The sequence below is a fragment of the Bacillus sp. FSL E2-8900 genome (assembly GCF_037966225.1).
GTDB classification, from domain to species: Bacteria; Bacillota; Bacilli; order Bacillales; family Bacillaceae_G; genus Bacillus_A; species Bacillus_A cereus.
In genome coordinates, this window is record NZ_CP150193.1 from 1,295,833 (window position 1) to 1,310,176 (window position 14,344).

The window sequence follows — 14,344 nt, forward strand, 5'->3', positions numbered from 1 at the left end:
TTTACCAATACAAAAAAAGTTGGTCGAAGGAAAGAAGGGAGAACATGTCAGAACGAATATATAATAAACTTGTATTGTACGCGAATATTTTGCAAAAAATAGGTGTCATCAATGAGAAGGAAAAAAGTGAAATTCTTCATACGATAGGTAAAAAAGCCCTTTGAATAAAGGGCTTTTTTGTTTTTTTATCTTTAAAAATATAAATTTAATGTAATATTCTCATTGACAATGATAATGATATTCATTATCATTTATTTGTGATTAATTGATAAATGTTATCAATTGTGAAAATTATATATGATTGGGGATATTATTTTGAAAAAAAATTATATGAAGGCACTAGTAGTAGCGACAACATTAGCGATTCCATTTGCTACGTACTCTACTCCAGCATTAGCGGCATTAAAAGTTGAAGCAAATCAATCGGTAGCAGCAGCGAGTAATCGCACGTATGATACTGAGATTAAAATATATAAGGACCAAAAAGATGAGCCATCTATGGTTTCTCAATATATAAAAAATCCTAAAGTAACGATTGCAGCTGGCAAAAAAATTGTCACTGTAACAATGCAAGATAGCGATTATTTTCAATATCTTAGAATAGAAGATAAAAACCAGCCTGGTGTATTTCATGATGTGAAGGTTTTGTCAGAAGATAAGAGGAAGAATGGAACGAAGGTAGTTCAATTTGAAATTGGCGAGTTTGAGAAGAAGCACAATATGCAAATGCATATACTTATTCCAGCTATTGGATATGATCACAAATATCAAGTTCAATTTGAAATTAAAGATCCAACTGTAGGTAACAAAGAAACAGAGAAACCAGATGATAACTCTAATTCAGGAAATACGGAAACGGATAATCCAGTTGATAATCAAAATATGATAACAGATAACAAATTAAGAGAGCTTGTTAATAAAAAAGTATTTAATAGAAAAGATTTAAATACACCAATTACGAAAGAAGATTTATTACAAGTAAAGGATTTGTTTTTAAATACAAATGAGATACTTGATTATAGTGCATTAAAATATATGCCAAATTTAAAATCTTTAACAGTTGCGAATGCGAAGATAAAGGATCCGTCGTTCTTTGCGAACTTAAAGCAATTAAATCATTTAGCTTTGCGTGGTAATGAATTTGCAGATGTAACGCCACTTGTTAAGATGGATAATTTAGAATCCCTTGATTTAAGTAATAATAAAATTACAAACGTTGCACCACTAACTGAAATGAAAAATGTAAAAAGTTTATTTCTATCAGGCAACCAAATAGAAGATGTAACAGCATTAGCGAAAATGGAACAACTAGATTACTTGAATTTAGCAAATAATAAAATTACGAACGTTGCTCCATTAAGCAATTTGAAAAATGTAACATACTTAACTTTAGCAGGTAATCAAATTGAAGATATTAAACCGCTTTATACGTTACCGTTAAAAGATTTAGTATTAACACGTAATAAAGTGAAAGATTTATCAGGCATTGATCAATTGAATCAATTACAAGAGCTATGGATAGGGAAAAATGAAATAACAGATGTTACTCCTCTAAGTAAGATGACACAGTTGAAAATTTTAAACTTACCCAACAACGAGTTAAAAGATATTACTTCATTATCAAGTTTAGTAAACTTACAAAAGCTTGATTTAGAAGCGAATTATATTTCAGACTTATCACCAGTTAGTAATTTGAAAAAATTAGTATTTCTAAGTTTTGTTGCAAATGAAATCCGTGATGTCCGACCAGTTATAGAACTAAGTAAGACGGCTTATATTAATGTCCAAAATCAAAAAGTATTTTTAGAGGAAACAGAAGTAAATAAAGAAGTAAAAGTACCTATATATGAAAAAGATGGTGAGATTTCTACGAAAATCCGTCTGAAGAGCGATAATGGTACGTATAGTAATGGTGTAGTGAAATGGAGTACACCAGGTGAGAAAGTATATGAATTTGGTGTGAAAGATCCATTCGCGGATACAGGAATCTTCTTTACAGGATCTGTTATTCAAAATGTAGTAGAAAGTAAAGACGGTAATACATCTAAAGAAGATGAGAAAACAGAAGTGGTAGAATTTAAAGATGTACCAAAGGGACATTGGTCAGAAGAAGCAATTAATTACTTAGCGAAAGAAAAATTATTTATAGGCTATGGAAATGGTGAATTTGGATTTGGTGATAACATTACTCGTGGACAAGTAGCACTTCTAATACAAAGGTATTTAAAATTAGAAAATAATCTAGAACAAAAAACGGCATTTACAGATACGAAAGGAAATATGTATGAAACGGCTATTGATGCAGTGGTTCAAGCTGGAATTATGACAGGCTATGGAAATGGTATGTTCCGTCCGGATGGAGTATTAACTCGATATGAAATGTCAGTAGTACTACAAAGAGTATTTCAGTTAAAAGAAAATGAAAATAGTGCAGAGAATTTTAAAGATGTACCAAATGGCCATTGGGCGAAAGGATATGTGAAAGCTTTAGTGGATAATAAAATATCAAAAGGCGACGGGGAAGGGAATTTTTTAGGAGATAATTTCGTAACACGTGAACAATACGCACAGTTTTTGTATAATGCAATAAAGAAATAAAGTGAAACTTTATTCAGTGGGGGTTTTGTTCATTCCCCACTGATTAGTAGCCCTCACCAATCGGGCTGCCCGTTAATGCGGGATAAAAAATGAGGAAAATACGCTATTCTTTAATTAAAGAATAGCGTATTTTTTATGTGCAAAATGAAATAGGAAATAGATAGGAGTATAGACATATGAATAGCCTATTTTAAAGAAGAACCACGAAACTATATTGACAAAAAAGCGTTCTCATGTGATAATTCAATTAAATTTTTAGAATAATCAAAAAATATTCCTTTTACATAGAAAGGATTCGAACCTTATATGAATATTATGCCGGGGGTGACGAAATGTTATTTTTTCTGAAGAAATGGAATGAATTAAAAGATGTGAAATCTGAATTGGCACTTCGTGATTGGTTTTATGGTACCAAAATTAGCTTATCGCTATGTACGTCAAAAGAGCCGTTAACATTTTTAGTAAATGTTGAGGGAAGAGATAAAGGGCTATTTTCGGAAGAAGATTTTATTGTCGTAAATTGCATGTGCGAGTCAGTATTTGAAAATGAAGAAAAACCAGCTGCAGAGTCATTTATGCATGCGGATATTTATAAAAAAAGTAGTGCAGGATGTATTTTACAAGTGCAGACTGTAGATAGTCATTTAATATCAGAGTTATATGGGGAAGAAGGAGAAGTAACGTTCGATAAACGCAGTGTGGAGCGTGTTTTCGGAAAAGAAGGTATAACAGAAATGACAATTCCAATTGTAGAAGATGAAAAAAAATTCGCTGATTTATTAGAAAGCAATGTTCCGAATTTCATTGAAGGTGGAGGAGTAGTTCTTGTTCATAATTACGGCATGATTGTGTGGGGAAAAACGCCAGAAGAAGCGAAAAAATGGCTAGAGGGTATAGAATATTTAATGAACTATCATGTAAAGTTATTAATGATTAAGGGTGCAAGGAGCTCTGTTATATAAAAATGGATGTGATATGGATACAAGTTAATAAACAAATGAAAGCGTTTTAAAAATAATTTCACTCATAAAATATAGGTCTCCTTATTATATATAGATTACATGTTGACATGTAAGGAGGAACATATTTTGCGAGTTAAATATCATTTTCTGCCAAAGCAGCAAGTAACATTTTGCAAGATAAATGATTCTGGTGAAGAGGCACTGCAAATGATGAACGAAACGGGATTTCGAGCCATCCCGGTATTAGCAGAAGATGAGAAGAAATTCACGGGGATTATTTATAAAGTAGATTTATTAGAAAAAAAATGCAATAGCGGATTAGAGCATGTAAGTGCAGGGGATATGCTTGATGATTCCAATGCATTTATTTTTGAAAAGGATTCATTCTTCAGAGCTTTTTATGTAATTCGTCGGCTTCCGTTTTTAGCCGTGCTAAATGATTATAATGAATTTGTCGGTATGTTAACGCATTCGAATATATTTGATGTTATTGAAGATTCATTTGGTATGCGAACAGGTGGTTATATATTAACAATTGCAACACAAGATTGTAAGGGAACGATTAAAGAGCTTGGGACATTGTTAAAAGCATATAATATCGGTGGCCTATTTACGTTAGATAACGGTGATCAATATATCCGCCGCGTTATTGTAAATATATCAGATGAGTTAGATGAAACAAGATTAAAGCAATTAATCGGAAAAATAGAGAAAAAAGGATTCAGAGTGAGTCATGTAGATTATATTTAAGTTAAAAAAAGTACCTATCTGTTATATATAGATAGGTACTTTTTTGTCCCGCCATTTGTGGGCAGTAAAATCCGAGCCTCAAAATTCAGCGCAAGTAAAGAAGTTAAGTGGGGGGACGGATTGCCCATAAAAGCCCAATTGGTTAGGGCTGATTATATGTGAGTAATGAACTTTATTTTGAAACAGGAGGCGGGGATAATGCTAGATCAGATAAGAAAATAAAGTCTGCATGCTCACGAATTTTAGGGATAGAAGTTTCAATAACGCGTGATGTAATTTCACCTGGAGGGCCCACATGCCCGATAGCTACCATAATAGGTTTTTCTTGAATTTTTTTGATGAGTAATTGGGCTTGTTTTGAAATATGTCCTGCTGTATACACATCATCAAAAAATAGTTGGTTTTCAATAATAGGAACTCCTAATTCTTTTCCGATTTTTGGGACGACACTATTAGGATTCGTTTTACTATCTAAGTAAAATAAACCGTGTTTTTTACAAGCAGCAAGTATAAGGCGAACAATTCTTTCATCCGCTGTTACTTTTGACCCCATATGATTGTTCATTCCAATTGCATGCGGTACTTCTTGAATCGCTTGTTCAAGTCGGTTGTTTATTTCTTCATCGCTTAAATCAGTTGTAATTGCTTTCGGCCCAAGCCATTCTTTTTTACCTTTTATAGGTTCCATTGGCATATGTATAATAACTTCATGGCCTTTCTTATGGGCAGCTATTGCATCTTCTTTTGTGGAAGGAAGAAAAGGCATAACAGCAACAGTGAGTGGAATGGGAAGTGATAACATTTGATTAGTCCCCTTCATATTATTTCCGAAATCATCAATGACAATAGCAACTTTATTCGTATGAGCATTTGCTTGAATAGGAAATAAGAAGGACGGTAAAAACAAAACAATGATGAGTAATGCAATCGTATATTTTCGCATATAAATATTTCCTTTCTATTGTTATCCCGCTATTTGTGGGGAGTAAGACTCCCACCTCAACATTGGGCTGGATAGGTGGGAGATTCACTGCCTACCCGATTGGTGAATACTAATAATCAGTGGGGGCTGAACAAAAAACACTGATTAAAGTTTCACTTTATCAATCATCATTATGTTTTGCTTTTTTATATAAATTAAACAAAAAATGTCGAAGAAAAGTAGGTGGAAAATTAAGAATCACCGGTTTACGTAGCATTTATAAAAAAACAAGATGAAAAAAATGTCTATTATTGCGAATGTATTTACAAAGATAGAATAATTTGTAATAATTCTCAAAGTGAGGGTAAAGATTTGTAAATTACAGGGAGAAAATGTTAAAATTTCTGATTCTTCAAATTTGCATATGATTAAGTAGTTAAAAAAGTCAATGGAGAAGTGAAGTTAAGAGCATGGAAGTATAATAAGGGGGATATGGATGTTTACTGTAAAAAGGAAGTACACATTAGAAAAGCTTTCACGTGATATTCATATGAAACGTGAAGAAATGATTCAACTAGGATTAACAAGTGGGCTAAATAGTAGGGAGACAATTCAAGTTAGTCAAGAATTGGACAAGCTTATTTTACAATATCAATGTTATAAAGAAAAACAAACACCGAAATGGTTTTCAATTATAAAAATACCTATTTTCCAAATCGGGTATGAAGGAAAATCAAATAATTTTTGGCGAATGCTTGTGGCTGGTTTTATGAAATAAGTATAATTACCCTTATAGGATAAGGATAATTATACTATGTGTAACGGAATTTCGATATGAACTGTTGTTCCTTCGTTTTCTGTACTGTCAATAAAAATATGCCCATTATACATCTCTACAATTCGTTTACATATGACAAGTCCAAGACCTGTTCCAGTATCTTTATTAGTAAAGAACGGATGAAAGAGGTGTTTTTGAATATGTTGTGGAATCCCTTTTCCAGTATCTATAATCTGCAATTGTGCGTGTGTTTCATTGTTTTTTACTACAATGGTTAGTGTATCACTAGAAGTCATGGCCTCAATTGCATTTTTTGTAATGTTTAAAACCACTTGTTTCATATGGTCTTTCGAACAACGGATATGAACAGGATGGTCTGGCAAATGTAAATGGAATGCAATGTTATGTAAATTCGCCTCAGATTGAATAATTAATGCTACCTCATTTAGAATTGTTCTTACATCATACGTTTGTTCGATGATGGCGGTTGGCTTTCCGAGAATAAGAAATTCACTTACAATTTCATTGATTCGCTCTATTTCTTGTTCAATTACGGAAAAGTAGAACTGATCTTGCTCATCTTTATATTTCTCTTTTAATAGAGCGACGAGCCCTTTAATTCCAGTAAGAGGATTACGGATTTCGTGTGCTGTACTCGCTGCAAAAGTTCCAACTAATTCAATTTTCTGTAGTTCATTTTGTTGTCTTTCAAGTTTTGTTTGCCGTTTTAACAAAATATATTGAGCAAGTAAAAATAAAATAGACATTAAAAATAAAGTAGCTATACACTCTATTGTAACCCACTGGTATAAGGTTTTTTGATGAATAGGTAATGGAGAAACAGAGACCTTCCAATTTAATCTTTGGAGTGGGGTAGTAAGCATATTAGAATGCGTATCACTTGTGTCGTTATTATCATCGGTTAGAAAAACTACATCATGTTTATCAGTTACCTCAAAATGGTATTGTGGTTTAATGGCATTTAAAGAAGATGAAATGTAATCAAAGCGTAAACTAGCTAATAATAATCCTGAGAGCTCCTTCTGTTTATTAAATATGGGGGCAGCAATTATAATAGCTTTATGTCCAAGAACGCGATCAGTAATGACTGATGATACAGTGGTTTTTTTAGTTTGGAGCGCGTCTTGAATATATTTACGGTCTGAAACATCTATAGGCTTTGATTCATCTTCAGATGCGATTGTAATGACTCCTTCTGGTGTAGCGTAATATAGACCAGAAAAGCGTGCATCGTTTCCATCTGTATCATGTACAATTTGTTTAATGCCATTTATATTACCAGTCTCGGTGCCTACAACTTTTGCAAGCATGTCTAAAGCAGAAATTGCTTCACCAAGATGATGATCCAAATAATCTCTATATAAAAAGAGAACTGTATGAGCAGATAATTTGTTTTCCTGTTTCATTTTATATGTATGATACGAATAAAATGTAGCACCAATCCCTATTGTCGGTAGGATAACAAGCAATATATATACAATTATGCTTTGGAATTTGACTTTCAAATGTGGTACTCCTTCTTTTTTTATTATCATTATATATAAACTATGTTAAAATTGTCATGTTTTTATTCAAGAATGATTCTTAATATATTAGGGGAGAGGAAATGGATGAGTGAATGCTCATTCGGAATTCACATGAAGTATGAAGTGGCAATTTCTTTTTATTGCTGAGAATTTAAGTGAAGGGTTGAAAGTTGTATGACATCAAATAATGAACGAGAAGATATTTCTCAATCTTTAAAAGTATTTATTGCATTATCTCGTGTACATCGTTCTGTTATGGATACTACAAATAAATCTATACAAAGTAACGGATTAAATCCAACTGAATTTGCTGTATTAGAACTGCTATATCATAAAGGCGGTCAACCACTTCAGCAAATTGGTGAGCGTATTTTAATAGCTAGTGGCAGCATTACATATGTTGTAGATAAGCTGGAGAAAAAGGGATTAGTAAAGAGAATTCCATGTCCGAATGACAGACGTGTTATTTACGCGCAATTAACTGAGTCTGGCGAGAACTTTATTGCTTCTATTTTTCCGGGGCATGAGAAAGTTATACATCAGTCTTTTGAAATGTTAACGAAAGATGAAAAAGATGAATTACTTGATTTATTAAAAAAAATTGGGAAGTATGAAAAATAATATGTTCCAAAGGAGCTTTGGATAAATAAATCCAAGGCTTTTTTATTTGTAATGAACTCAGGGCAGTCACTGCCGAAATTTGTTGAAAATTAAGAGGGAATTCAAGAATACGTATTGAATTATAATAAAGGTATGTAATGGAGAGGAGGCTCGTTCATGTCATTTAAAGACTATGAATATAAACGCCCAAATATTGAAGAGTTAAAAGAGAAATTTACTGTTGCTTTAGAGAAGTTTGATAACGCAAAAACTGTAGAAGAACAAAAACAAGTCATTCATTCAATTAATGAGATTCGCAACGATTTTGGTACAATGGGAAACCTTTGTTACATTCGCCATTCTGTTGATACGACGGATACTTTTTATAAGGAGGAGCAGGATTTCTTTGATGAATTCTCTCCAGTTGTACAAGGATATGGTACAAAATATTATAAGGCACTCATTAATTCTCCATTTCGTGAAGAATTAGAGGCGTATTATGGAAAACAATTATTTGCTCTAGCAGAATGTGATTTAAAAACATATTCAGATGAAGTCGTGAAAGATTTACAATTAGAAAATAAATTATCATCGCAATATACACAGTTATTAGCATCTGCAAAAATTGACTTTGCTGGAGAAGAAAGAACGTTATCGCAACTGATTCCGTTTATGCAAGGAAAAGAAAGAAGCGAACGTAAAGCAGCAAGTGAAGCATACTACGGATTTTTAGCTGGAAATGAGGAAGAACTAGATCGTATTTATGATGAGCTTGTTAAAGTGAGAACGAAAATCGCAAAATCTTTAGGTTTCAAAAACTTTGTTGAACTTGGATATGCAAGAATGTACCGTACAGATTATAATGCGGAGATGGTGGCTAATTACCGTCAGCAAGTGCTAGATTATATCGTTCCCGTTACAACGGAATTAAGAAAGCGACAACAAGCACGTATCGGTGTAGAGAAGTTAGCTTATTACGACGAAAACTTTGAGTTTGCTACAGGTAACCCAACTCCAAAAGGAGATGCGGATTGGATTGTTGATCATGGAAAGACAATGTATAAAGAGTTATCGGCTGAAACAGATGAATTTTTCAATTTCATGCTAGATAATGATTTATTAGATTTAGTTGCGAAAAAAGGAAAAGCTGGTGGCGGATATTGTACATATATTGAGAATTATAAAGCGCCATTTATTTTCTCAAACTTCAATGGAACATCTGGTGACATTGATGTATTAACACATGAAGCAGGTCATGCCTTCCAAGTATATGAAAGTCGTAAATTTGAAATTCCAGAATATAATTGGCCAACATATGAGGCGTGTGAAATCCACTCTATGAGTATGGAATTCTTTACATGGCCATGGATGAAGCTATTCTTTGAAGAAGATGCAGATAAATATTACTTCTCTCACTTAAGTTCAGCACTTCTGTTTTTACCTTATGGTGTATCTGTTGATGAATATCAACATTATGTATATGAAAATCCTGAAGCATCACCTGAAGAGCGTAAGACAGCATGGCGTAACATAGAGAAGAAATATTTACCACATCGTGATTATGAGGAGAATGATTATTTAGAGCGCGGTGGTTTTTGGCAACGTCAAGGGCATATTTATAGCTCACCGTTCTATTATATTGATTACACGCTTGCTCAAATTTGTGCGCTACAATTTTGGAAACGTGCAAGAGATAATAGACAAGAGGCGTGGGAAGATTATGTGAATCTGTGCCAACAAGGTGGAAGTAAATCGTTCTTAGAATTAGTAGAGGTTGCAAATTTAACATCACCATTTGCTGAAGGCTGTGTGAAAAGTGTTATTACAGAAATTGAAGCATGGTTACATGCGATTGACGACACAAAATTGTAAAAAACATGCGCTTTTTTCACATGTTTAACATCGACATAATGGGAAAATGATGAGATAATAAAAGAAAATTCAGAATACTGAAGGGGTGTTTCTAATAAGGAGCACCTCTTTTCACCAACAAAAGGGGGGAACAAGTATGCTTCAATCTAATATGGATGTAAGTTTAGAAAGTTTAGTAAACTCATTACAGTCTACTCGAAGCACGCTATTATCAGAAATTGAAATGTTAAATGACACAGAAGTGAATGTAAAGCCACGCCGTGATAAATGGAGTATTATTCAAATTTTACACCACTTGCATTTAGTTGAACAATCTGTCACGTCTGCCCTTGTATATGCTTTACAAAAAAATGAAAGAAACATGACTCCATTTAAAGACCTCCAACTTACGCTTGATCGCACACATAAACGAGAAGCTCCTCAGCAAATGCAACCAACAGAAACTTTAATGAAAAAACAGCAAGGAATTCAATTACTAGAACATTCACGCCAAGAACTATTACACGCGCTTCATAGTGTTATAGATGAAAAAGATTTATTTGAAAATGGATTAAAGCATCCTGTTTTTAATGATCTGAATTTGTATCAATGGGTTCAATTTCTTGATTTGCATGAACAAAGACATCTTACGCAGTTAAAAGAGGCGAAACATGCAATTTTGCAACGCTAAAGTGGAAGAAGTGGGAAACCACTTCTTTTTTGATACGTGCATAGTTTTCTTTCTTATTTTGGAATACTACATGGAGAAAGAAAAGAAGGAGTTGAAAAAACATGTCTAAGAAGAAGCGAGAAGAAGAGCGCGCCTGGAAAGCACGTAAAGAAAATCAACAACCGCACGGAAAAGTGAAAGCTTTTGCTGAATTAGTTGAAGGAACAGAAAAAACGTGATGAGTATTTCATCACGTTTTTTGTATGAGTGGAAAAGTTAATAAAAAGGTTGTACCGATTCCTTTTTCACTTATAATATCAATTTTTCCATTCATAGCTTGAACAACACTGAATACGACCATCATTCCAAGTCCAGTACCTTTTTCTTTCGTTGAATAAAAGGGCGAACCAAGACGTTTTACTTGTTCTGAATCCATACCGACTCCTGTATCTTTTATATATAACTGAATATGCTTATGATCAGGAACTAATGTGAAATAAAGATCACCGCCTTTTGGCATAGCCTCAATGCAATTTTTTAAAATATTTAATAAACATTGATTTAGTTTTTGCTTTTCTCCAGCGATAAAAAAAGAAGTGCTTTGCTTTATATAATGAGTACGTACATTTGTTAAATTAGCAAGCGGTGTAATTAACGACAATGCATGTAGTAATTCTTCTTCTAACTGTAATGTTTGTTCTTTTTCAATGCTTGGTTTAGCAAAGGTTAAATAATCTGTAAGAACATGATTTGCTTGTTCGATGCCATTAATGGCAATGTCGATATATAATTTTCGTTCCTGCTCAGTGCATGTATCTGATTGTAACAGTTGTAAAAAACCTTTCGTTGAAGTTAATGGATTGCGAATTTCATGAGAGATAGACGCTGCCATTTCACCAATTAAATGAAACTTTTCAGCATTTATAAGTTCGTTTTGGAGACGAACTTGAGTTTGTAATATGTGTAGTAAATATAAAATTAGAATCGTACCAAGCATTGAACATAATTCATACACAATAATATGCGGTATATAATCAGTCTTATTTGTAACCTTTGAAAGGAAGAAGGGTATCCAACTAAATCCGTATGTGAGACTGTAGATAATAGCAAGTGTTATTTTTATACGATTAGAAGTTCGATTGAAAAATTTATATGTTAATAATAGAACAATAAATAGAAGAACAGAACCGATAAGAGATGGGAAAACACCTATCCCACCTAATAATAAGCGATATATGTTTAATACAACTAAGATAGAACCACCAGCAATAGGCCCTCCCGTTAATGTACCGACAATTAATACAATATGGCGCATATCAAATTGAAAACCATTATTTGTTTTTGCTGCAAATGTAATACAGAGTACGGTAGCAAGGCAACAGAGTACAATGAATATAGCTGAATTTAATTTAGGAGAGCGTTTCCCTTTTTGATTCCAAAATAAATGATATACGAGCATTGTAATCAGGATGAATAATATATTTAAAAAGAGATAAATAATAAAGGGTTTCAGTGGGATGCCTCCTCTCTTCTTATATTAAATTAATCATACTATAAAATGAAAGAAATGAAATGATAAATAGCTGAAAAATCAGAAATTTTTACGCTAGTATACAATATGTTACAATAAGCTGTGTCAATGAAAGAAGAAATTCCGTGCACCGCGCGGGAGAGGTTCGCGAACTCCCTCTATAAAAAACTATGGAAACAACAATATCCTTAGGTATTGTTTTGTTTTTTTATTGTGACAGTTCAAGAACGTTCTTTCTTCTTATTTATAGTAGAGAAGGAGAATGAGTGAAATGAAAAAAGAAAAAGCAGTTGTTGTTTTTAGTGGAGGACAAGATAGTACGACATGTTTATTTTGGGCAATAGAGCAGTTTGCAGAGGTAGAAGCTGTAACGTTTAATTACAATCAACGTCATAAGCTAGAAATTGATTGTGCAGCGGAAATTGCAAAAGAACTAGGAATAAAGCATACGGTACTAGATATGAGTCTATTAAATCAACTTGCTCCAAATGCTTTAACGAGAACGGATATGGAGATTACACATGAAGAAGGTGAATTGCCATCGACATTTGTAGATGGACGAAATTTACTCTTCTTATCATTTGCTGCTGTATTAGCAAAACAAGTTGGAGCACGTCATATTGTAACGGGTGTATGTGAAACTGATTTCAGTGGTTATCCAGACTGCCGTGACGTGTTTGTGAAATCGTTAAATGTTACTTTAAATTTATCTATGGATTACCCGTTTGTCATTCACACGCCACTTATGTGGATTGATAAGGCTGAAACATGGAAATTATCAGATGAACTTGGAGCATTTGAGTTTGTTCGAGAAAAAACATTAACATGTTATAACGGAATCATTGGTGATGGTTGCGGTGAATGTCCAGCATGTCAACTTCGTAAAGCAGGATTAGATACGTACCTACAAGAACGCGAAGGAGCGAACAACTAATGGATAACTTTTTTGGATTTCGCATCGTAGAGAATTTGCAAAAAATGGACAAGGATATTCAGCGTAAACAACTCAAATACCATAATAAAAGAGTAATGGTCAGCAAGGAATTTACATTTGATGCAGCACACCATTTACACTGTTATGAAGGGAAATGTAAAAACTTACATGGTCACACATATAAAGTTGTATTTGGAATTAGTGGATATGTAAATGAAATAGGTCTTGCAATTGACTTTGGAGATATAAAAGAAATTTGGAAGAATGAAATAGAAATTTATCTAGATCATCGTTATTTAAACGAAACGTTACCTGCAATGAATACGACTGCTGAAAATATGGTCGTTTGGATTTATGAAAAGATGGCAGAAGCACTAACAAAAGAGAATCGAGTGAACGAATATAAAGGAGCTCGCGTTGAATTTGTTCGTCTATTTGAGACGCCGACTAGTTATGCGGAAGTAAGACGGGAGTGGATGCTTGATGAGTAAAATCCCTGTCTTAGAAATATTCGGTCCGACTATTCAAGGTGAAGGAATGGTTGTAGGGCAAAAGACAATGTTTATCCGTACAGCTGGTTGTGATTATAGCTGTGCTTGGTGTGATTCTGCTTTTACGTGGGATGGATCAGCTAAAGATCAAATTAGACAGATGACACCAGAAGATATTTGGGATGAGCTTGTTGCAATTGGAGGAGAAAATTTTTCTCATGTTACGATTTCAGGTGGAAATCCGGCATTACTGAAAAATATTGAGTTTCTTCTTTCTATATTAAAAGAAAATGGAATGCGAACGGCAATTGAAACGCAAGGGAGTAAATGGCAAGATTGGTTACTTCAAATTGATGAGATAACAATTTCTCCAAAACCACCAAGTTCAACGATGAAAACAGATTTTCAGAGGTTAGATGCTATTATTCAGAAACTAGCAGGAAAAGATATTAGTTTAAAAGTAGTAGTATTCGATGATCATGATTTTGAATATGCAGTTAAGATGCACGAACGTTATCCAAAGGTACCATTTTTCTTACAAGTAGGAAACGATGATACAAAAACAGTGGATGATGCGATGCTTATAAAAAAATTATTAGATAAGTATGAATGGCTGATTGATAAAGCTGTAAATTGTAAAGAGATGAATGATGCAAAAGTATTGCCTCAGCTTCATGCGTTAGTATGGGGAAATAAGCGCGGCGTATAAC

Annotated in this window: 14 protein-coding genes and 1 riboswitch; of the genes, 11 read left to right on the forward strand and 3 right to left on the reverse strand. The window is 33.5% G+C overall.

All coding sequences use genetic code 11. The features are described from left to right. Positions 1-297: 297 nt before the first annotated feature. The 3 genes from NST90_RS06675 (at position 298) to cbpA (ending at position 4,310) form a co-directional block, all read left to right on the forward strand. Positions 298-2,598, forward strand: a complete 2,301-nt coding sequence (locus NST90_RS06675; protein WP_076876339.1) for an NEAT domain-containing leucine-rich repeat protein — start codon at positions 298-300, stop codon at positions 2,596-2,598. A gap of 332 nt (positions 2,599-2,930) precedes the next feature. Then, positions 2,931-3,560, forward strand: coding sequence for a class II aldolase/adducin family protein (locus NST90_RS06680; RefSeq protein WP_000896006.1), 630 nt, complete (start codon positions 2,931-2,933; stop codon positions 3,558-3,560). A 126-nt stretch (positions 3,561-3,686) separates the two neighbouring features. Then, positions 3,687-4,310, forward strand: coding sequence for a cyclic di-AMP binding protein CbpA (cbpA, locus tag NST90_RS06685; RefSeq protein ID WP_001264208.1), 624 nt, complete (start codon positions 3,687-3,689; stop codon positions 4,308-4,310). A gap of 172 nt (positions 4,311-4,482) precedes the next feature. On the opposite strand, the gene NST90_RS06690 is transcribed toward cbpA, so the two are convergent. Next, the gene (locus tag NST90_RS06690; RefSeq protein ID WP_001234119.1) at positions 4,483-5,253 is read right to left on the reverse strand and encodes a divergent polysaccharide deacetylase family protein; all 771 of its coding nucleotides are present in this window, start codon (positions 5,251-5,253) and stop codon (positions 4,483-4,485) included. A 475-nt stretch (positions 5,254-5,728) separates the two neighbouring features. On the opposite strand from NST90_RS06690, the gene NST90_RS06695 reads away from it, so the two are divergent. Continuing rightward, complete coding sequence (locus tag NST90_RS06695) at positions 5,729-6,010, forward strand: aspartyl-phosphate phosphatase Spo0E family protein (RefSeq protein WP_000495536.1); 282 nt, start codon at positions 5,729-5,731, stop codon at positions 6,008-6,010. A gap of 29 nt (positions 6,011-6,039) precedes the next feature. Here the strand turns inward: NST90_RS06695 and NST90_RS06700 are convergent, their stop codons facing one another. Continuing rightward, positions 6,040-7,536, reverse strand: coding sequence for a DUF3149 domain-containing protein (locus tag NST90_RS06700; protein ID WP_044306630.1), 1,497 nt, complete (start codon positions 7,534-7,536; stop codon positions 6,040-6,042). A gap of 195 nt (positions 7,537-7,731) precedes the next feature. On the opposite strand from NST90_RS06700, the gene NST90_RS06705 reads away from it, so the two are divergent. From NST90_RS06705 to NST90_RS06720, 4 genes are all read left to right on the forward strand, one after another. Continuing rightward, on the forward strand, positions 7,732-8,178 hold the full coding sequence (locus tag NST90_RS06705) for a MarR family transcriptional regulator (protein ID WP_000203336.1): 447 nt from the start codon (positions 7,732-7,734) through the stop codon (positions 8,176-8,178). Between the two features lie 156 nt (positions 8,179-8,334). Continuing rightward, the gene (locus NST90_RS06710; protein ID WP_000008577.1) at positions 8,335-10,029 is read left to right on the forward strand and encodes a M3 family oligoendopeptidase; all 1,695 of its coding nucleotides are present in this window, start codon (positions 8,335-8,337) and stop codon (positions 10,027-10,029) included. Positions 10,030-10,165: 136 nt separating this feature from the next. Beyond that, positions 10,166-10,699 carry a DinB family protein gene (locus NST90_RS06715; protein WP_000941971.1) on the forward strand — a complete coding sequence of 178 codons (534 nt, stop codon included), beginning with the start codon at positions 10,166-10,168 and terminating at the stop codon, positions 10,697-10,699. A gap of 101 nt (positions 10,700-10,800) precedes the next feature. After that, positions 10,801-10,917: a DUF6254 family protein gene (locus NST90_RS06720; protein WP_000038355.1), complete on the forward strand. Its 117-nt coding sequence runs from the start codon at positions 10,801-10,803 to the stop codon at positions 10,915-10,917. An 11-nt stretch (positions 10,918-10,928) separates the two neighbouring features. Here the strand turns inward: NST90_RS06720 and kinB are convergent, their stop codons facing one another. Further along, complete coding sequence (kinB, locus tag NST90_RS06725; protein WP_000964151.1) at positions 10,929-12,137, reverse strand: sporulation sensor histidine kinase KinB; 1,209 nt, start codon at positions 12,135-12,137, stop codon at positions 10,929-10,931. A gap of 206 nt (positions 12,138-12,343) precedes the next feature. Then, positions 12,344-12,387, forward strand: a riboswitch (PreQ1 riboswitch). Between the two features lie 93 nt (positions 12,388-12,480). On the opposite strand from kinB, the gene queC reads away from it, so the two are divergent. Genes queC through queE form a run of 3 tightly spaced genes read left to right on the forward strand, consistent with a single transcriptional unit; the run spans position 12,481 to position 14,343 of the window. Continuing rightward, a complete protein-coding gene (gene queC / locus NST90_RS06730; RefSeq protein ID WP_000711595.1) occupies positions 12,481-13,143 on the forward strand; it encodes a 7-cyano-7-deazaguanine synthase QueC in 663 nt (220 codons plus the stop codon). Next, positions 13,143-13,634, forward strand: coding sequence for a 6-carboxytetrahydropterin synthase QueD (gene queD, locus NST90_RS06735; protein ID WP_000368414.1), 492 nt, complete (start codon positions 13,143-13,145; stop codon positions 13,632-13,634). The genes queC and queD overlap by 1 nt, the downstream gene beginning before the upstream one ends. Beyond that, on the forward strand, positions 13,627-14,343 hold the full coding sequence (gene queE, locus NST90_RS06740) for a 7-carboxy-7-deazaguanine synthase QueE (RefSeq protein ID WP_000036294.1): 717 nt from the start codon (positions 13,627-13,629) through the stop codon (positions 14,341-14,343). Before queD ends, queE begins: the two co-directional genes overlap by 8 nt. The last annotated feature ends 1 nt before the right edge of the window (position 14,344 follow it).